This window comes from Streptomyces mobaraensis NBRC 13819 = DSM 40847 (assembly GCF_017916255.1).
In the GTDB taxonomy this organism is placed as follows: domain Bacteria; phylum Actinomycetota; class Actinomycetes; order Streptomycetales; family Streptomycetaceae; genus Streptomyces; species Streptomyces mobaraensis.
Genome location: NZ_CP072827.1, coordinates 369,062 through 387,044, shown reverse-complemented (window position 1 = coordinate 387,044; position 17,983 = coordinate 369,062). Strand labels below are relative to the sequence as shown.

At 73.5% G+C, this 17,983-nt stretch carries 15 protein-coding genes; 8 read left to right on the top strand and 7 right to left on the bottom strand.

All coding sequences use genetic code 11. From position 1 onward, the window contains the following. Positions 1-9: 9 nt before the first annotated feature. From J7W19_RS01375 to J7W19_RS01355, 5 genes are all read right to left on the bottom strand, one after another. Positions 10-822, bottom strand: coding sequence for a class I SAM-dependent methyltransferase (locus J7W19_RS01375; protein ID WP_004953830.1), 813 nt, complete (start codon positions 820-822; stop codon positions 10-12). Between the two features lie 148 nt (positions 823-970). Further along, on the bottom strand, positions 971-2,380 hold the full coding sequence (locus tag J7W19_RS01370) for a glycoside hydrolase family 18 protein (RefSeq protein ID WP_004953827.1): 1,410 nt from the start codon (positions 2,378-2,380) through the stop codon (positions 971-973). Positions 2,381-2,859: 479 nt separating this feature from the next. Continuing rightward, entirely contained in the window at positions 2,860-4,293 is a 1,434-nt protein-coding gene (locus tag J7W19_RS01365; RefSeq protein ID WP_004953824.1) for an MFS transporter, read from the bottom strand. Further along, complete coding sequence (locus J7W19_RS01360) at positions 4,290-4,652, bottom strand: MarR family winged helix-turn-helix transcriptional regulator (RefSeq protein WP_004953820.1); 363 nt, start codon at positions 4,650-4,652, stop codon at positions 4,290-4,292. The genes J7W19_RS01365 and J7W19_RS01360 overlap by 4 nt, the downstream gene beginning before the upstream one ends. A gap of 163 nt (positions 4,653-4,815) precedes the next feature. After that, on the bottom strand, positions 4,816-5,574 hold the full coding sequence (locus J7W19_RS01355) for a class I SAM-dependent methyltransferase (RefSeq protein ID WP_004953817.1): 759 nt from the start codon (positions 5,572-5,574) through the stop codon (positions 4,816-4,818). A 209-nt stretch (positions 5,575-5,783) separates the two neighbouring features. Here J7W19_RS01355 and J7W19_RS01350 point away from each other — a divergent pair, with 209 nt between their 5' ends. Next, a complete protein-coding gene (locus tag J7W19_RS01350; protein ID WP_004953816.1) occupies positions 5,784-8,228 on the top strand; it encodes a SpoIIE family protein phosphatase in 2,445 nt (814 codons plus the stop codon). Positions 8,229-8,239: 11 nt separating this feature from the next. Here the strand turns inward: J7W19_RS01350 and J7W19_RS01345 are convergent, their stop codons facing one another. Beyond that, the gene (locus tag J7W19_RS01345; protein WP_004953814.1) at positions 8,240-9,466 is read right to left on the bottom strand and encodes a cation:proton antiporter; all 1,227 of its coding nucleotides are present in this window, start codon (positions 9,464-9,466) and stop codon (positions 8,240-8,242) included. A 615-nt stretch (positions 9,467-10,081) separates the two neighbouring features. Next, positions 10,082-10,384 carry a hypothetical protein gene (locus J7W19_RS01340; protein WP_004953812.1) on the bottom strand — a complete coding sequence of 101 codons (303 nt, stop codon included), beginning with the start codon at positions 10,382-10,384 and terminating at the stop codon, positions 10,082-10,084. A 273-nt stretch (positions 10,385-10,657) separates the two neighbouring features. Here J7W19_RS01340 and argC point away from each other — a divergent pair, with 273 nt between their 5' ends. From argC to J7W19_RS01305, 7 genes are all read left to right on the top strand, one after another. Next, entirely contained in the window at positions 10,658-11,683 is a 1,026-nt protein-coding gene (gene argC, locus J7W19_RS01335; protein WP_210455243.1) for an N-acetyl-gamma-glutamyl-phosphate reductase, read from the top strand. Next, positions 11,680-12,831 (top strand): bifunctional glutamate N-acetyltransferase/amino-acid acetyltransferase ArgJ, encoded by a 1,152-nt coding sequence (argJ, locus tag J7W19_RS01330; RefSeq protein WP_210455242.1) that lies wholly within the window; start codon positions 11,680-11,682, stop codon positions 12,829-12,831. The genes argC and argJ overlap by 4 nt, the downstream gene beginning before the upstream one ends. Beyond that, entirely contained in the window at positions 12,828-13,760 is a 933-nt protein-coding gene (argB, locus tag J7W19_RS01325; protein ID WP_004956520.1) for an acetylglutamate kinase, read from the top strand. The genes argJ and argB overlap by 4 nt, the downstream gene beginning before the upstream one ends. Next, positions 13,757-14,947: an acetylornithine transaminase gene (locus J7W19_RS01320; RefSeq protein WP_411848819.1), complete on the top strand. Its 1,191-nt coding sequence runs from the start codon at positions 13,757-13,759 to the stop codon at positions 14,945-14,947. The genes argB and J7W19_RS01320 overlap by 4 nt, the downstream gene beginning before the upstream one ends. A 247-nt stretch (positions 14,948-15,194) precedes the next feature. After that, positions 15,195-16,589 (top strand): lysine N(6)-hydroxylase/L-ornithine N(5)-oxygenase family protein, encoded by a 1,395-nt coding sequence (locus tag J7W19_RS01315; RefSeq protein WP_004956333.1) that lies wholly within the window; start codon positions 15,195-15,197, stop codon positions 16,587-16,589. Between the two features lie 44 nt (positions 16,590-16,633). Next, positions 16,634-16,873, top strand: a complete 240-nt coding sequence (locus J7W19_RS01310; protein WP_004956331.1) for a phosphopantetheine-binding protein — start codon at positions 16,634-16,636, stop codon at positions 16,871-16,873. 50 nt (positions 16,874-16,923) lie between these two features. Further along, positions 16,924-17,919, top strand: a complete 996-nt coding sequence (locus J7W19_RS01305) for an ABC transporter substrate-binding protein (RefSeq protein WP_004956329.1) — start codon at positions 16,924-16,926, stop codon at positions 17,917-17,919. The last annotated feature ends 64 nt before the right edge of the window (positions 17,920-17,983 follow it).

The window sequence follows — 17,983 nt, the reverse complement described above, 5'->3', positions numbered from 1 at the left end:
CGCCAAGCGCTAGAAGGCGAGGGGCCGCTGGCCCTGGACCGAGTACATCAGGCAGGAGGTGGCCAGGAAGTCCGGGTGGCTCATGACCTCGCGGGCCGCCCGCAGCCCGGCGTCCGTCATGCCGGCGGAGCGGAACCGGTCGCGGAGGTGGTGGGTGTTGTGGATCTGCAGGGCCGTGCCGGGGGAGTGGGCGCGCCACTGCTGGACGGCGGGCTCCGCGTCGACGTTGACGAGGCCGGCCCGGTGCATGGCGGTCGCGGCCCGCCGCCCCCACGCCAGGTCGACCCCCGCCGCCCGCAGCAGACGGAGCTTGGCGTCGAGGTAGTCGCGGTAGGCCGCCGCCGCGGCCTCGTCGCAGCCGCCGACCGGCACCAGCGGACCGTAGGTGGTCTCGTCGAACTCGTCGAGCTGGAGCCAGCCTCCGGGCCGGAGCGCGTCGATCAGGCGCCGCAGCACCTCGTCGCGCTCGGGCAGGTGCATCAGCACCAGCCGGGCGTGGACGATGTCGAACGCGCCCTCGGGCAGCGGGTCGGTCCGGGCGTCGTGGACGAGGACGCGCAGGCCGGGCGCGGCCGGCGCGTGCTGCGGTTTGACGTCCGTGGCCAGCACGGAACCGGTCGGCGCGACCCGGGCCGCGAGCCACCGCGCGACGCTGCCGCCGCCCGCGCCCACCTCCAGGCAATGCGCCCCCGGGGCGACCGGGAGCCGGGCGAGCCGGTGGGTGCTGAAGCCGTCGTACGCCGCGGCGAGGCAACGGTGTTGCTCGGTGGCGTGCTCACTGTCGTTGTCGAACGCGTAGCCGAGCGGAGGAGTGGTGGTCATACCGTCCTCGGAGTCGTCGTGATCCGGAGCCCCGGCACTGCCGGAACCGACGGTACCGGTCCCGGTGCGCCCGCACGCCGGAGACGGCCGCCGACCACTCGGTACGGGGACGGAACGCCCCCGTACCGTCGCTCACCCGTGCGGGGGGTCAGCCGGTGAACGTGCCGAGCGCCTTGCTGTACTCGTACTCCTGCTGGCCGGGGATGCCGGAGCAGACGGGGCTCGCGGTCGGTTTGTCGCACGGGTGGTCGCGGGTGGCCGACCACATGGACAGCCGGCCGATGTGGTTCCGGGACGCCCAGGCGGCGAGCCGGCGGGCGTCCTCCAGCCGGAAGGTCTCCCCGGGGCTGTCGTTGACGCCGATCATCGGGGTGACGCCGACCATCTTCCACACCGCCGCGTCCGGGGTGCCGGGGTAGAGGGCCGCGAGCTGCTCGTGCAGGTTGGTGCCCGCGTCGATGGCGGCCTGGCCCATGTCCTGGACCGGAGGGCCGTAGTCCATGGCCATCACGTTCCAGGTCTCCACGGCCAGCCCGTTGCGCAGCGCGTCGCGGACCACCTCCAGGCCGTCCGGGGTGAGCCCGCTCGCCAGGACCGGCAGCGTGTACGAGATGTGCAGGGGCGTGCCCTTGGCCGCGTACCGCTGCTGGAGCGCCGCGAGCGCCTTGGCCCGGCGGGTGTTGGCCGCCTTGTCGACCACGGCGGTGCCCTCGACGTCGAAGTCCAGCTTGTACGCCTTGAGCCGCTCGACGACGCTCCCGTACGCCTCGGTGAGGGCGCCGACGTCGGTGATGTCCTGCGCCAGCTCGTTGTTGTTGGCGCCGCCGAAGGAGACGACCACGTCACCGCCGGCCCGCCGCAGCGCGTTGATCCGCGGCACCCCGTAGTTGCCCGAGACGGGGTGCGCGTGCTGGCCGCCCCACACCGGGGTCTTCCGGTCCTGGGCGTCCGAGACGACGAACGCCGTGGTGAACTGCCGGGCCCCACTGGCCTGCGCCATCGCCGGCAGGTCGGGCTCGGGGTAGAGGCTGGTGTCGACGTACGGGGCCCAAGTGGCGGGAGCGTCGGGCTTTCCGGGGACGGCCGCTATGGGGGACGGGTCCTCCTTCCAGGCGATGATGATCTCCAGCCCGTTCTGCGGAACTTTTCTGCGCCAGTCCTGGGACGGCGCCACGGTCAGCGTCGAGCCGGCGACGGTGACCTGGTCCTGCTGGTACTCGCTGTCGAAGGCCTGGCCCTCGGGCAGGGTGAACCGCACCTTCCAGTCGACGTCCGGCGTGGCCTGTCCGCTGACGGGCTTCAACACGTAGTGGTAGGTGCCGCCGTTGCCCCAGTTCTGGTCCTTGCTCCCGGACTGGTCGCCCGTCCAGGTCAGACCGACCTTGTCGGCGGCGGACAGCAGTTCGGCCCCGAGGGGGCCGACCGCGGCGGTGCGAGCGGCGGGTGCCGCGGGGGACGGTGCGGCGCCGGCCGGCAGGGCGGCGGCCGTCCCCGTCAGCAGACAGAGGGCGACTCCTGAGGCGACGACGGCATGGCGGACGGTGGGAGAGAGCGTCATGGTTCCTCCGCAGGCGTGGGGACTGCACCCCCCCTCGGCGGAACAGCGCGGACCGGTCGGACGCGGTCGCAACTCCCCATTGCTTCCACGACGTTGGTCTGGACCACGGTGTTCCCCGGGCAGCATAGGGGGGCCGACGCACGAGGGGAAGGCGGGAGTCGTGACAAGCGCGAGACGGGAGTGCGCTCCGCACGCGGCCCCTGTTCCGCGCTGTATTCGGCCCCCGCCGACCGGTGGTGACGGCGTCTCGGCCACGACGATCCGCCGTCGTCCCGACGAGGCCGCCGCCCTTCCGGCGGCCGGGTCGGCGTCATGCGCGACGATCCGACTGCCACGGGTGAGCGTCCGAACGCCCCGGCTTTGACGGCCGCCCCGGTTCTGACGGCCGGGCCCGGCCGGCTTGTCGCACGCGGTCGGCTTCTCGGGGTCGGAATCGGTGCGGTAGGCGCTGCCCCGGCATCCGGATGAGCGCGCCCGGCTTACGAGTCGGTCTCCGACGGGCGCCGGCGGGCGAGGGCGAGGCTCGTCAGCATCGTGACCGCCATCGCGCCGATGCCGACCAGCGCCGCGGTGGTGTAGGCGCTGTCATCGGGGAAGGGGCTGCCGGGGCCGGTGCCCGCGGTGAGGATCAGGCCGCCGATGGCGCTGCCCAGGGAGTACCCGACGCTGCGGACGACGTAGTTGAAGCTCATGGCGCTCGACGTCTCGCTCTTGGGGGTGACGGCCAGGATGACGCCGGGCATCGCGGCCGAGAAGCCGCCGACGCCGAAGCCGAGCACGCCCATCGCCGTGAACAGTTCGGCCAGGTCCGCCCGGGCCGCGGCGAACAAGGCGAACCCGCCGCCGACCACGACGGCGCTGCCTGCCAGGAGCAGGGGGTCGGCGATCCGCGTCCGGACCCGCGGCGTGAGCTTGCCGGCGACGAACCCCAGCACCGAGAACGGGACGAGGACCAGCCCGGCGACGAAGGTCGTCAGCCCGAAGCCGTAACCGGCGCCGTGCGGCGTCTGCGCGTACCGGGTGACGAGCGTGAGCAGGAGGTACATGCCGATCCCGCCGACGAACATGGCGAGGTTCGCCCCGGCGACCGCCGGGTGCCGCACCGCCCGTACATCGACCAGGGGCGTCGTGCCGCGCAGTTCGACGACGGCCCAGACGCGGAGCAGCGCCACCGCGACGACGGCGAGGCCCGCCGCCACGGGGAGGTGCCGGCTCCACAGGCTCCGTTCGCCGGCGAGGAGCAGCACCAGGAGCAGCGCGGCGGCCAGGACGACCGCGCCCGCCACGTCCACGTGGGCGGAACGGCCTTCGGGGGCTTCGGGTATGGAGCGCCACGCGGTCAGGAGGGCGGCGGCGGTGACGGCCAGGCCGAGACCGTAGGCGGCCCGTACCCCGCCGAACTCGGCGAGCAGTGCGGCCAGCGGGTAGCCGACACCGGCCCCGATGATCGAGACCACCGATATCAGGGCGATCACGGCCGCGCCGCGCTCCTCGGGGAGGTGGTCCCGGGCCACGCCCATCATCAGCGCCGTCAGCCCGAGCCCGACGCCCTGGGCCGCCCTGCCGGCCAGCAGCCACGCGAACGGCAGCGGCAGCACGGTGAGCGCGCTGCCGGCGACGACGACCGCCAGCGTGGCGAGGATCGTGGCCCGCCGGTGCGGACCGGCACCGAGCCGGCCCAGGACCGGCGTGGCGACGGCACCGCTGAGCAGCGCGACGGTCAGCGTCCACTGCGCGCTGCCGAGCGAGACGTGGAACGAGGTCGCCACGCTGGTGATGAGCGGCGCCCCGAGGCTGCCGACCGCCGCCACGACCAGAGCGACGAACACCAGGGCGGGGACCAGCAGTCGCGCCTCGGAACGCGCCTCCGGGAACGCCCGCACCCCGGCCCCGTCGACCGGCTGCCCGGTCACCGCGTCGGCCCTTCGCGGTCCTGGCTTTCGAGCTCTGCCAGATGCCGCAGCGCCGGAAGGGCCGCCACCAGCGCCTCGACCTCGTCACCGGTGAGCCCGCCGATCAACCGCTCGAACGCCTGGACGCCCGCCTGGCGCCGCGTCCGGACGTAGGAGGCACCGGCCTCGGTCAGGCACACCAGCGTGACCCGCTTGTCGGACGTGTCACCCCGCCGCTCGACCAGGCCGGACTCCTCCATCACCCGGACCAGGGCGGTCATCGCGGGCTGGGTGACGCCCTCGACCGCGGCCAGATCGGTGATGCGCCGCGGGCCGGTCCGGTCCAGGGTGGCCAGGGTGGCGGCGGACGTCAGGCTCATGTCCCGGGGCAGGCGTCTCGCGGCCCTGGTGGCCAGGGTGTAGAGGGCTGTTCCGATGGCGGCGGACGCGCCGGGTGCGCTGTCTTGACGACTCATGCCCGAAGCATAGCAATTTTATATTCATTGTTTATGGAAACCTTCGGCCCACTCGACGGCCGTCGGTTCAGGCGGGCTTGCGGGCCTCGAACAGCACCCGGGACGAGTGGGCGACGAACGCGCCCTCCGCCCGGATCCGCTCGTCCAGCTCGCGCAGCCGGTCCCGGTAGAGGTCGACGGTGAACCCGGGGACGGTCCAGAGCACCTTCCGCAGGAAGTACACCACCGCGCCGATGTCGAAGAACTCCATCCGCAGCCGCTCCGACCGGACGTCCACCACCTCCAGCCCCGCGGCCCGGGCCGCGGCGCTCTCGTCGTCCGGGTGCCGCTTCCGGCGGGCCTCGGGCTGCGGGCCGAGGAAGAACTCGACCAGCTCGAACACGCTGGCCGGCCCGACGTGCTGCGCGAAGTACGTACCGCCGGGCCGCAGCACCCGGGCGAGCTCCGACCACCACACCGTCGCCGGATGCCGACTGGTCACCAGGTCGAACGCCGCGTCCGCGAAGGGCAGCGGAGGCTCGTCCGACGCCGCCACCACGACCGCGCCGCGCGGGTGCAGCAGCGCGGTGGCCTTGGCGACGTTCGGCGGCCAGGACTCGGTGGCCACCATCGTCGGCGGCAGCACCGAGGCGCCCGCCAGCACCTCACCGCCCCCGGTCTGCACGTCCAGCGCCGCCGACGCCCCGGCCAGCCGCCCCGCCATCAGCTTCTGGTAGCCCCACGACGGGCGCTCCTCGGTGGCCCGGCCGTCCAGCCAGGAGAAGTCCCAGCCGTCCACGGAAACGGAGGCCGCCTCGGCCACCAGATCATCGAATCCACGGTTCATAACCCGAATCATCGCCATATATCGATGAGGGCACAAAGCAATTTGCCGTCCTGAGCGCAGACGGCGGGCAGCGCCCGCCCCCGCCCCGCCGAGCCGGACGCGCCCGAAGGGCGTGCGGGCCCGACACCCGTCACTGTGGAAGGTGTCCCGGGTGGAAGGCGCCCCGGCGCGAGCGCGGCCGGCCGGCCCCGCGCGGAAGGAGGCAGCCCATGGCGGACGGAGCCACGACGCCCGTCAGCGAGAGCCCGGACGACCCGTTCTCGCTCGCCCGCGCGGCCACGCTGGTGCTCGACCACCGGGGGACGGTCGTCGGCTGGGGCGAGCAGACCGCGGAGCTGCTGGGCCGCCGGGCCGAGGACGTGACCGGCAGGCCCGCCGCCGACGTCCTCCTCGCGCCCCGCGACCGTACCGCCGTCGCCGAGACGGCCAGGGCCTGCGTCCGGGACGGCGGCTGGTTCGGGGTGCTCCCCGTGCTCCGCGGCGACGGCACCCGGATCCACGTCGGCGTCCGGGCCCGGCGCGTCGTCCGGCCGGACGCCCCACCGGAGTGGTTCCTGGTCGGCGCCCCCGCCGAGGAAATCATCCAGTGGGAGACCGACCGGTCCGTGCTCGACGGGCTGTTCCGGCGCTCGCCCATCGGGCTGGTCGTGCACGCCCCCGACCTCAGCATCCTCCGCGTCAACAAGGCCGTCGCCCACATCGGCGGCATCCGCGCCGAGCAGGCCGTCGGACGCCGCACCGGCGACTTCCTCATCACCGACGACGCCGACACCGTGGAACACCGGCTGCGGCAGGTGCTGGAGACCGGACGGCCCATGATCTTCACCGAACAGCCCTGCCGGCTCCGCGCGGCCCCGGCGCGGGAGCGGTTCGTCTCCGTCTCGGCGTTCCGGACGACCGACTCCGCCGGACGGGTGCTCGGCGTCACCCAGTTGGTCGAGGACGTCACCGAACGCCACCGCGCCCGGGTGCGGCTCGCCCTCCTCGACGAGGCCGGCCGGCGCATCGGCACCTCCCTCGACGTCGACACCACCGCCCGTGAACTGGCCGGCGTCCTCGTCCCGGAGCTCGCCGACTGGGTCTCCGTCGACCTCCTGGAGAACGTCAGTCACGGCGAGGAACCCTCGCAGGACGGCGGCGGCGCCGTCTGCCGGGCCGCCGCCGTCTCCGTCGTCGCCGAGGCGGAGGAGGCCCTGCACCCGGTCGGCCACCGCATCGTCTTCCCCCCGGAGAGCCCCCAGGCGCGCTGCCTCGCCGAGAAGCGCCCGGTGCTGGTCCAGGACGGCCGGGGACCCGCTGGGCTCCGGGCCGTCGCCCAGGAACGGGCCGAGCGCGCGGCCGAACTCGGCGTGCACTCCGTCATGACGGTGCCGCTCGTCGCCCGCGGCCTCGTCCTCGGCCTCGTCGTCCTCTGGCGCGCCCGCCGCCCCGAGCCCTTCGAGGACGACGACCTCACGCTCGCCACCGAGTTCGCCGCCCGCGCCGCCGTCTGCATCGACAACGCCCGCCGCTACACCCGGCAGCACCAGGCCGCCCTCACCCTCCAGTGCCGGCTGCTGCCCGGCGAGGTGCCCGACCTGCCCGCCGTCGAGGTCGCCCACCGGTACATCCCGGCCGGCGCCGCGGAGGGCGTCGGCGGCGACTGGTTCGACATCATCCCGCTCTCCGGCGCCCGCGCCGCCCTCGTCGTCGGCGACGTCATCGGCCACGGCATCGACGCCGCCGCCACCATGGGCCGGCTGCGCACCGCCGTCCACACCCTCGCCGAACTCGACCTGGAACCCGAGGAGGTCCTGTCCCACCTCGACGACCTCGTGCACCGGCTGGCCGCCGAACAGGAGGTCAACACCCGCGACTTCCCCCACGACCAGGTCACCGGCGCCAGCTGCCTCTACGCCGTCTACGACCCGGTCTCCCGCCGCTGCTCCCTGGCCCGCGCCGGCCACCCGCCGCCCGCGGTGGTCACCCCGGACGGCCGGGTGGCCCTGCCCGAGCTGCCGCCGGGCCCCCCGCTCGGCCTGGGCGGCCTGCCCTTCGAGGCGGCCGAACTGGACCTTCCCGAGGGCAGCCTGCTCGCCCTCTTCACCAACGGGCTCATCCAGTCGCCCGGCGGCGACGTCGACGCCGCGATCGCCGAACTGGGCCGCCAACTGGCCGTACCCGACCGGTCGTTGCCGGAGACGGCCAAGGCCGTGGTGGACGCCCTGCTCCCCGCCCGGCCGCACGACGACGTCGCCCTGCTGCTCGCCCGCACCCGCGTCCTGGGCCCCGAGCGCGTGGCCACCTGGACCCTGCCCGGCGACGAACAGGCCGCCGCCGTCGCCCGCCGCCTGATGACCGAACAGCTCACCAAGTGGGGACTGGAAGACCTGGTGTTCGCGACGGAACTGGTCGTCAGCGAACTGGTGACCAACGCCTACCGATACGCGAAGGGGCAGGTGACCCTGCGGCTCATCCGCGGCCACAGCCTGATCTGCGAGGTCACCGACACCAGCAACACCTCGCCGCACCTGCGCCGGGCCCGCAGCACCGACGAGGGCGGACGCGGCCTGTTCCTGGTCGCCCAGCTCACCGAGCGGTGGGGGACCCGCTACGAGCGGGAGGGCAAGACCGTCTGGACCGAACAGCCGCTGCCGCCCGGACACCGCCTCTGAGCCGCCCCCGCTCAGCGGGTGTCCGCGTGCTCCACCGCGGGCGCCGCCCGCACCGGCCCGGCCTGCGCCGGCACCGACGCGACGGCGCGCCGCCGGGTCACCCGGCGCACCAGCGGTTCCGTCCACCGCGCCGCGAGCGGTCCCAGCACCACCAGTACCAGGACGTAGGCCGTGGCCAGCGGCCCGACCCGCGGCTCGACGCCCACCGCCAGACCGGCGATCACGATGGAGAACTCGCCCCGGGCGACCAGCGTCCCGCCGGCCCGCCAGCGCCCCGCGGGCGCGGCACCCGCCCGCCGGGCCGCGTACCAGCCCGTCCCCACCTTGGTCAGCACCGTGACCCCGGCGAGCGCCAGCGCCGGGCCCAGCACGGGGGGCACGGACGCCGGATCGGTGCTCAGCCCGAAGAAGAGGAAGAAGACGGCCGCGAACAGGTCCCGCAGCGGGGACAGCAGCGCCCGGGCGTCCTCCGCCACCTCGTCCGACAGCGCGATGCCGATGAGGAACGCCCCCACCGCCGCCGACACGTGCAGCTCCTGCGCCACCCCCGCGAACGACAGCGTCAGCCCGAGCACCACCAGCAGCATCCGCTCCGGGTTGTCCGAGGATACGGCCCGGCTGATGACGTGCCCGTGGCGCAGCGCCACGTAGAGCACGGCGGTGACCGTGCCCAGGGACGTCAGCAGGATCAGCCCGCCCGCCCGGACGCTCAGCCCCGCCTGGAGTGCGGTCAGCAGCGGGAGGTAGCCGGCCATCGCCAGGTCCTCGATGACGAGGACGCCGAGCACGGCCGGCGTCTCCTCGGCGCCCAGCCGGCCGAGGTCCGCGAGCACCTTGGCGATGACCCCGGAGGACGAGACCCAGGTGACGCCGGCCAGTGCCACACAGGCCACCGCGCCCCAGCCCAGCAGGAGCCCGGCGGCGGCCCCCGGCAGGGCGTTGAGCAGGAAGTCCACGGCCCCGGACGGGGATTGGGCGCGGAGGCTGCTCAGCAGCTCGGAGGCGCTGTACTCCAGCCCCAGCAGGAGCAGCAGCAGGACGACGCCCACCTCGGCCCCGGTGGCGACGAACCCCTCGCTCGCGCCCAGCGGACGGATGCCCCCGCGGCCGAAGGCGAGGCCCGCCAGGAGGTAGAGGGGTATGGGGGAGAAACCGATCCGGCCGGCGAGCCGGCTGAGGAGACCGAGGGCGAGAATGACGACGCCGAGTTCGATGAGCAGCGTGGTGGTCTGGTGCATGGGCGGCTGTCCTCCGGCGGTCGAGGGGCTGCGGCGGCTGTGCCTGCGCGAATGCGGGAGAGGTCCTGGTCCTGGAGCGGCGACGGACAACGGGTCGGACGACACAGGAGGTGCGGGGCGACAGGTGCGCGTGGGGGCACGTGCCGCGGCCCGGCCGGTGAGCTGACGCGCAGTCGGTCCCCGTCGTCACACCCGCACGGCCCGGGTCGGGCCGCTCATCGGATCGATGGCATCGCTCGATGGAGCATCTTAGCGGAGAATGCAATAGTCCTATCGGGTTTCTGGGGAGTTGAGCCGTGCGCCCCCTTTTTCCTCCGGGCGCGGGCCGACCGCCCTACCGCGAGGGGGAGCCGGCTGCTATGGGCGCTCGGACGCGCGCGGCGGCGCACGGCGCGGTCGTCCCGGGCCGTGCGGGGTTCCCTGGGGAGCCGAAAGGGGCCGACGGGAGGCGCCGAGGAGGGGGCGGCTCCGGGCGGGAAGGGCGGCCCGGGGGTGTGTTCGCGGTGTGGCGCACCAGGGCGCCGGGTCCGCTCCGGGGTGGGAGCGGTGGCCGCGCGCCCGCCCGATACCGGCGGCCCGCCGGGTGGCTGGACCGTTCGGGGCGGTCGCGTGCCCTCAGCCTTCGGGGTTGGCCTCGAGGCAGGTCAGCTCGATCTCGTCGACGAGCGCCTCGTACGTCTTGCCGGTCAGCTGGGCGACGTTCTCCATGCCCACCGCCGCCCATCCGGCCAGGCTCATGACGAGTGACCGGAGCCCGTCCGTGCCGAGCCGCGCCAGCACGTCGTCGGCCACCCCCAGCGCCTCCTCCGGCACCCGCTCGGCCGGTTCCAGGCCGACCACCGTCCGCAGCAGGCCGACCGTCACCCGGCTGATCTCGGGTGCGATCGCGTACAGGCGGCGGTCTTCTTCCTCGTCCATGCTTCCCTTTCCGTCGGGCGGCGGGGCGGCCGTCCTTGAGAGACGGGGAGCTGTCTACCAGAAGTAACGGACGCCTCACCAGGAAGAGTTGACGCGTAACGGCCCTGTTCTGGGCAAACGGCGAGGAGACCTCACTCGCGCGGGTGACGCCGGCGGAGGGCGGCGGGAGGGCGCCCGCGAGGGGCCCCGCCGACCAGGAAAGGTAAGGCTAGCCTAAGCTAAGCTTCGACCGGTGGCAGGACCACGAGCGAGGAACGGATCCGAGGACCAGACATGGTGCGCATAGCTGTGGCGGGCGCGAGTGGATACGCGGGCGGTGAACTGCTGCGTCTGCTCCTGCGGCACCCCCACGTCGACATCGGCGCGCTGACCGCCGACTCCAACGCCGGGCGGACGGTGGGCGAGGTACAGCCCCACCTCGCCCCGCTGGCGGAACGGGTGTTGGAGAAGACGACCCCTGACGTACTCGCCGGGCATGACGTCGTCTTCCTGGCCCTGCCGCACGGGCGGTCGGCCGCGGTCGCCGAGCGGCTGGGCCCGGACGTCCTGGTTATCGATTGTGGTGCGGATTTCCGGTTGCGGGATGCGGGGGAGTGGGTGCGGTTCTACGGGTCGCCGTATGCGGGGGTGTGGCCGTATGGGTTGCCGGAGTTGCCCGGGGGGCGGGAGGCGTTGCGGGGGGTGCGGCGGGTGGCGGTGCCGGGGTGTTATCCGACGGCGGTGTCGTTGGCGTTGTGGCCTGTTTTCGGGGCGGGGTTGGTGGAGCCGGAGGCGGTGGTCGTGGCGGCGTCGGGTACCTCCGGGGCGGGCAAGGCGGTCAGGCCGCATCTGCTGGGCAGTGAGGTGATGGGGTCGATGAGTCCGTACGGGGTGGGGGGTGGGCATCGGCATACGCCGGAGATCGCGCAGAATCTCGCCGCTGTGGCGGGTGGGCCGGTGAGTGTGTCGTTCACGCCGACGCTGGCGCCCATGCCCCGCGGGATCCTGGCCACGTGCAGTGCCAGGGCGTTGCCCGGTGTCACCGCCGGCGCCGTGCGCGCGGCGTATGAGAAGGCGTATGGCGGCGAGCCGTTCGCCCGTCTGTTGCCCGAGGGGTGCTGGCCGTCGACCGGGGCGGTGACCGGGTCCAACGCCGCGCAGGTCCAGGTCGTCCTGGACGAGTCCGCGCGGCGTGTGATCGCGGTCAGTGCGATCGACAACCTGACCAAGGGCACTGCCGGTGGTGCGGTGCAGAGCATGAACATCGCCCTCGGGCTGGCCGAGGAGCTGGGACTTTCCACGACAGGGGTGGCTCCGTGAGTGTGACGGCGGCGAAGGGGTTCACGGCGGCGGGTGTGGCTGCCGGGCTGAAGGACAGTGGTGCGCCGGATGTGGCGTTGGTGGTGAATCGGGGTCCGGGTCGGGCGGCGGCGGGGGTGTTCACTTCCAACCGGGTCAAGGCGGCTCCGGTGTTGTGGTCGCAGCGGGTGCTGAGGTCGGGGGAGGTGGCGGCCGTCGTCCTCAACTCCGGTGGCGCCAACGCCTGCACCGGCCCCGCCGGTTTCCAGGACACCCGGGCCACCGCCGAGCGCGCGGCTCGGGTGCTGGACCGGACGGCGGCCGAAGTGGCGGTGGCCTCCACCGGCCTCATCGGCGTCCGGCTGCCCATGGAACGGCTCCTGACCGGCGTCGAGAAGGCCGCCGCCGAACTCTCCCCCGAGGGAGGCGAGCAGGCCGCCGTCGCGATCAAGACGACGGACACGGTGCACAAGACGGCCGTCGTGGAGCGGGACGGCTGGGTGGTGGGGGGTATGGCCAAGGGTGCGGGGATGCTCGCGCCGGGCCTGGCCACCATGCTCGTCGTCCTCACCACCGACGCGGACGTGGACGCCCCCGGCCTGGACGAGGCCCTGCGCGCGGCCGTCCGTACCACCTTCGACCGGGTCGACTCCGACGGCTGTATGTCCACCAACGACACCGTCCTGCTGCTGTCCTCGGCCGCCTCGGGTATCTCTCCGGAGGCCGCCGCGTTCACCGATGCCGTGCGCGAGGTCTGCGAGGACCTGGCGCGGCAGCTGATCGGGGACGCGGAAGGGGCGAGCAAGGACATCCGCATCGAGGTGATCAACGCCGCGTCGGAGGAGGACGCGGTGGAGGTGGGCCGGTCCATCGCCCGCAACAACCTCCTCAAGTGCGCGTTGCACGGCGAGGATCCCAACTGGGGCCGGGTGCTGTCCGCGATCGGCACCACCTCCGCGGCCTTCGATCCGGACAGGCTGAACGTGGCGATCAACGACGTGTGGGTCTGCCGCAACGGCTCCGTCGGTGACGACCGCGACCTCGTCGACATGCGGCCCCGCGAGGTCCGCATCACCGCCGACCTGGCCGAGGGCGGCGAATCCGCCGTCATCCGGTCCAACGACCTCACCGCCGACTACGTCCACGAGAACAGCGCCTACTCCTCATGAACCCCACACTTCCCACGCGGCGCAGCGCCGCGCCCAAAGCCCGGACCGTCATCGAGGCGCTGCCGTGGCTGCGCCGCCTCCACGGCAAGACGGTCGTCATCAAGTTCGGCGGGAACGCCATGGTGGACGACGCGTTGAAGGCCGCCTTCGCCGAGGACATGGTGTCGCTCCGGTACGCCGGAGTGCGGCCGGTCGTCGTGCACGGCGGTGGTCCGCAGATCAGCGGGATGCTCGACCGGCTCGGCATCGCCTCGGAGTTCACGGCGGGCCTGCGGGTCACCACGCCGGAGGCGATGGACGTCGTCCGGATGGTCCTCGCCGGCCAGGTGCAGCGCGAACTCGTCGGGCTGATCAACCGGCACGGCCCGTTCGCCGTCGGCCTGACCGGCGAGGACGCGCACACCATGACCGCCGTGCGGCGGCCGGCCGTGGTCGACGGCGAGCCGGTGGACATCGGCCTCGTCGGTGACGTCGTCGCCGTCGACCCGAGCACGGTGGAGGCGCTGCTCGACCGCGGCCGGATCCCCGTCGTCTCGCCGGTCGCCCGGGGCGCGGACGGCGAGGTGTACAACGTCAACGCCGACCTGGCCGCCGCCGCGCTCGCCGGGGCGCTGGGCGCGGAGAAGCTGGTCGTCCTCACGGACGTCGAGGGGCTCTACGCGGACTGGCCGCACAGCGACGACGTCATCAACCGCCTCACCGCGACCGACTTGGAGGCACTGCTCCCCGCCCTGTCGAGCGGCATGGTCCCCAAGATGGAGGGCTGTCTGCGGGCGGTCCGGGGCGGGGTGGGCGCGGCGCACGTGCTGGACGGCCGGGTGCCGCACTCGCTGCTGCTGGAGGTCTTCACGGACGAGGCGGTGGGGACGACCGTGGTGCCCGACCCGCCGCCGGGCGTGCCCGGGGCGCGGGCGGAGGTGACCGCGTGACCGGCGACGACGGTATCCGTACACCGGGGGAGCGGCTGGCCGGACGCTGGCGGGGCGCGTTGATGGACACCTACGGCACGCCCCCGCTGGCGCTGGTGAGCGGGCAGGGGGCGACCGTCAGGGACGCGGACGGCCGGACGTACGTCGACTTCGTCGGCGGTATCGCCGTCAACGCGCTCGGCCACGCCCACCCGGCCGTGGTCCGCGCGGTCTCCGACCAGATCGCGACGCTCGGGCACGTGTCGAACCTGTACGTGGCCGAGCCGCCGGTGGCGCTGGCCGAGCGGCTGCTGGAGCTGGCGGGCCGCGAGGGCAGGGTGTTCTTCTCCAACTCCGGGGCGGAGGCGGTGGAGGCCGCGTTCAAGATCGCCCGGCGGACCGGGCGGCCGTACGTCGTCGCCGCGCACGGCGGGTTCCACGGCCGCACGATGGGCGCCCTCGCCCTCACCGGCCAGCCGGCCAAACAGCAGCCCTTCCTCCCGCTGCCCGGCGGCGTCACCCACGTCCCCTACGGCGACGCCGACGCCCTGCGCGCCGCCGTGACGGAACAGACCGCCGCCGTCGTCCTCGAACCCGTCCAGGGCGAGAACGGCGTCGTCGTCCCACCGCCCGGCTACCTCGCGGCGGCCCGTGAGATCACCCGGGCGGCCGGGGCCCTGCTCGTCCTGGACGAGATCCAGACAGGTATCGGCCGCACCGGCCACTGGTTCGCCCATCAGGCGGACGGTGTGCTGCCCGATGTGATGACGCTGGCCAAGGGGCTCGGCGGCGGGCTGCCGATCGGGGCCACCGTGGCCTTCGGCGACGCGGCCGGGCTGCTGTCGCCCGGGCAGCACGGCTCGACGTTCGGCGGCAACCCGGTGTCCTGCGCCGCCGCCCTGGCGGTGCTCGACACGCTGGAGAAAGAGGACGTCCTCGCCCATGTCCGGCGCATGGGCGAGCGGTTGGCGGCCGGAGCCCGGGCGTCCGGTCATCCGCTGCTGCGCGCGGTGCGCGGGGCCGGGCTGCTGCTCGGACTCGTCCTGGACCGGCCGGTGGCCGCGCGGGTGCAGCGGGCGGCCCTGGAGGCGGGGTTCCTGGTGAACGCCACGGGCCCGGACGTGGTCCGGCTCGCGCCGCCGCTCGTCATCGAACAGGGGCAAGTCGACTCCTTCGTCGGGGCGTTGCCCCGGATGCTCGACGTCTGACCCCTCCGGGGGAGACGGGCCGGGAGGGACGCGCCGACGCGCGCCCACCCGGCCCGTCCGGCGTTCGGGAGGGGCTCGCCAAGGGGCCCCTGTGGCGCGAGATCTGACGGTGGACTTGACACCTGACCTGCCGAGAAAGTTAGGTTAGGCATACCTAATCAACGAGTGTGCGGGTTGCCCTTCCCGACCCATGCCCGGCCGGCACGGCCGTAAAAGTCGGAACGGGCGGTACGACGAGAGGATGAGCATGTCGGCACGGCGCGGGGACAGCGCGAACACGGCGGGCGCCCCCATCGAGGATCTGGTCGGCATAGGCTTCGGTCCCGCCAACCTGGCTCTCGCCATCGCGATCGACGACCACAACCGCCGGGCCCCGGACCGCCCGATCCGCGCGGGCTTCCTGGAGCGCCAGGAGCGCTTCGGCTGGCACCGCGGGATGCTCCTCGAAGGCGCCACCATGCAGGTGTCCTTCCTCAAGGACCTGGTCACCCTGCGGGACCCCAGCAGCCGCTTCTCGTTCCTGTGCTACCTGCGTGACCGCGGCCGGCTCGCCGACTTCATCAACCAGAAGACGTTCTTCCCCACCCGGATCGAGTTCCACGACTACCTGGAGTGGTGCGCCGCCGAGTTCGGCTCCGCCGTGGACTACGGCCGCACCGCGACCGCCGTGCACGCGGTGCGGGACGGCGCGACGGTCGAGGCCGTGGACGTCGTCTCGCGGGCTGTCGGGGACCCGGCCGACGAGACCGTGCGGCGCGCCCGCAACCTCTCCCTCGGCACCGGCCTCGCCCCCCGCCTCCCCGAGGGCGTCGCCCTCGGGCCGCACGTCTGGCACAACCGCGACCTGCTGTTCCGCGCCGCCGAGCCGGCCGCCCGCCGGCACCGCCGGTTCGTGGTCGTGGGCGCCGGCCAGTCCGCCGCCGAGAGCGCCGAGTACCTGCACCGCACCTTCCCCGACGCCGAGGTCTGCGCGGTCTTCTCCCGCTACGGCTACAGCCCGGCCGACGACAGCCCCTTCGCCAACCGCATCTTCGACCCGGCCGCCGTGGACCACTTCTACGACGCCCCCGAGGACGTCAAGCGGACCCTGCTGGGCTACCACCGCAACACCAACTACTCGGTGGTCGACGGCGAGCTCATCGAGCAGCTCTACCGCACCGCCTACCAGGAGAAGGTCCAGGGCCGCGAGCGGCTGCGGATCCTCAACACCAGCCGGCTCACCGCCGTCGAGGACCTGGCGGACGGCGCCCGCGCGGTGATCCGCTCCCTGACCTCCGGGGAAACGTTCACGCTGGACTGCGACGCCGTGGTGTTCGCCACCGGCTACCACCCGGCCGACCCCCGCGAACTCCTCGGCGGCCTGGCCGCCGAATGCCTCACCGACGAGCAGGGCCGGCTGCGCGTCGACCGGGACCACCGCGTCCTGACCACCGACCGGGTCCGCGTCGGCATCTACCTCCAGGGCGGCACCGAGCACACCCACGGCATCACCTCCTCCCTGCTCTCCACCCTGGCCGTCCGCTCCGGCGAGATCTGCGACTCGCTGCTGCTGCGCCGCACCGAACGGGACGTCCTCGCGGGCCGGGCCGGGGCCGGGGGACGGGCCGACACCGCGGACACCGTCGCCGCGCCCGTCGGCTGAACCGCACCCCCGCCCTCCACGCTCAAGCCCCCGAAGGACTCCGCATGCCCACGCCCCCCGTCCCGCTCGACACCCTCCGCCTCGACGTGGCCGACGTCCTCGGCGAGGACCCCGCCGACCTGCCGGACGACGAGGACCTGCGCGACCTCGGCCTCGACTCGATCCGGCTGATGAGCCTGGTGGAACGCTGGCGGGCCCGCGGCCTTGCCGCCGACTTCACCGAACTCGCCGAGGCCGACCCCACCCTGCGCGGCTGGCACACCCTGCTCACCGCCGGCGGCTGACCCCCGCCTCCCCCATCCCGCCCCTCGCACCGCACCGCTCAAGGAGAACCATGAACACCCGTCCCGTCCGTCGTGGCCGCAAGGCCGGCCGCAGCCGCGTCGCGGCCGTGCTCGCCGCCGCCGCCCTGCTCACCGTGAGCGCCTGCGGCAGCGACGACTCGTCCGACGACGCCAAGCCCGCGGCGGGCGACGGCGGGAAGCGGGTGATCGAGACGAGCGACGGCAAGGTGACGGTACCGGCGAAGGCCGAGCGCATCGTCAGCATCTCCTACGCCACGGGCGCCCTGCTCGACCTCGGCGTCGAGCCGGTCGGCACCAGCGCCATCGACGAGAACAACCCGATGGAGCTCCTGCCCTCGCAGAAGGAACAGGGCAAGAAGATCACCTCGATCGGCTCCGGCATCGAGACCAACATCGAGAAGGTCGCCTCCCTCAAGCCCGACCTGATCATCGTCGAGGGCGCCGCCGCCTTCGACTGGAAGATCAACCGGCTCAAGGGCATCGCCCCCACGCTCTACTTCGGCATCAAGACCCCCGGCGACCTCTACGACGCCCAGGAGAAGATCGCCCGGGCCGTCGGCAAGGAGGACGCCCTCGACAAGCTGAAGGCCACCTACAAGGAGAAGGCCGACAAGATCAAGTCGACCTACGCCGACAAGCTCAAGTCCGTGAAGTGGGCCCTCGCCTCCTCCTACGGCAACGGCGAGTTCCTCGTGGACACCCGCACCTCCTGGGTCGGCCGCGTCCTCTCCGACGTCGGCGCCGGCTTCGCCAAGGCGTCCGCCGACGGCAAGGAGCACGAGGTGACCTACTCCCAGGAGAAGATCGACGTCCTCTCCGACGCCGACGTCATCCTCGTCCCGCGCACGGCGGCGACCGGCGAGGTGCCCAAGGAGACCAAGGAACTCCAGGACAAGCCTTCCTGGAAGCTGCTCAAGGCGGCCAAGGACGGCCACGTGCTGCCCGTCACCTACGCCACCAGCGACCGCTACGGCACCTCGATCGACGTGCTCGACCAGATCGAGAAGATCCTCAAGAGCCTGTAGGGCGGCGGGGGTCCACCCCCTCACCCCCCGCGCACCGGGGCCCGCCGGCGGACGGGCCGGCGGA

What these genes read in the sequence shown, in the direction of transcription:
- J7W19_RS01370 (WP_004953827.1), bottom strand. Translation starts at nt 2,380, where the DNA reads ATGACGCTCTCTCCCACCGTCCGCCATGCCGTCGTCGCCTCAGGAGTC.
- argC (WP_210455243.1), top strand. Translation starts at nt 10,658, where the DNA reads ATGGTGCGCATAGCTGTGGCGGGCGCGAGTGGATACGCGGGCGGTGAA.
- J7W19_RS01355 (WP_004953817.1), bottom strand. Translation starts at nt 5,574, where the DNA reads ATGAACCGTGGATTCGATGATCTGGTGGCCGAGGCGGCCTCCGTTTCC.
- J7W19_RS01305 (WP_004956329.1), top strand. Translation starts at nt 16,924, where the DNA reads ATGAACACCCGTCCCGTCCGTCGTGGCCGCAAGGCCGGCCGCAGCCGC.
- argB (WP_004956520.1), top strand. Translation starts at nt 12,828, where the DNA reads ATGAACCCCACACTTCCCACGCGGCGCAGCGCCGCGCCCAAAGCCCGG.
- J7W19_RS01375 (WP_004953830.1), bottom strand. Translation starts at nt 822, where the DNA reads ATGACCACCACTCCTCCGCTCGGCTACGCGTTCGACAACGACAGTGAG.
- J7W19_RS01345 (WP_004953814.1), bottom strand. Translation starts at nt 9,466, where the DNA reads ATGCACCAGACCACCACGCTGCTCATCGAACTCGGCGTCGTCATTCTC.
- J7W19_RS01350 (WP_004953816.1), top strand. Translation starts at nt 5,784, where the DNA reads ATGGCGGACGGAGCCACGACGCCCGTCAGCGAGAGCCCGGACGACCCG.
- J7W19_RS01340 (WP_004953812.1), bottom strand. Translation starts at nt 10,384, where the DNA reads ATGGACGAGGAAGAAGACCGCCGCCTGTACGCGATCGCACCCGAGATC.
- J7W19_RS01310 (WP_004956331.1), top strand. Translation starts at nt 16,634, where the DNA reads ATGCCCACGCCCCCCGTCCCGCTCGACACCCTCCGCCTCGACGTGGCC.
- J7W19_RS01360 (WP_004953820.1), bottom strand. Translation starts at nt 4,652, where the DNA reads ATGAGCCTGACGTCCGCCGCCACCCTGGCCACCCTGGACCGGACCGGC.
- J7W19_RS01315 (WP_004956333.1), top strand. Translation starts at nt 15,195, where the DNA reads ATGTCGGCACGGCGCGGGGACAGCGCGAACACGGCGGGCGCCCCCATC.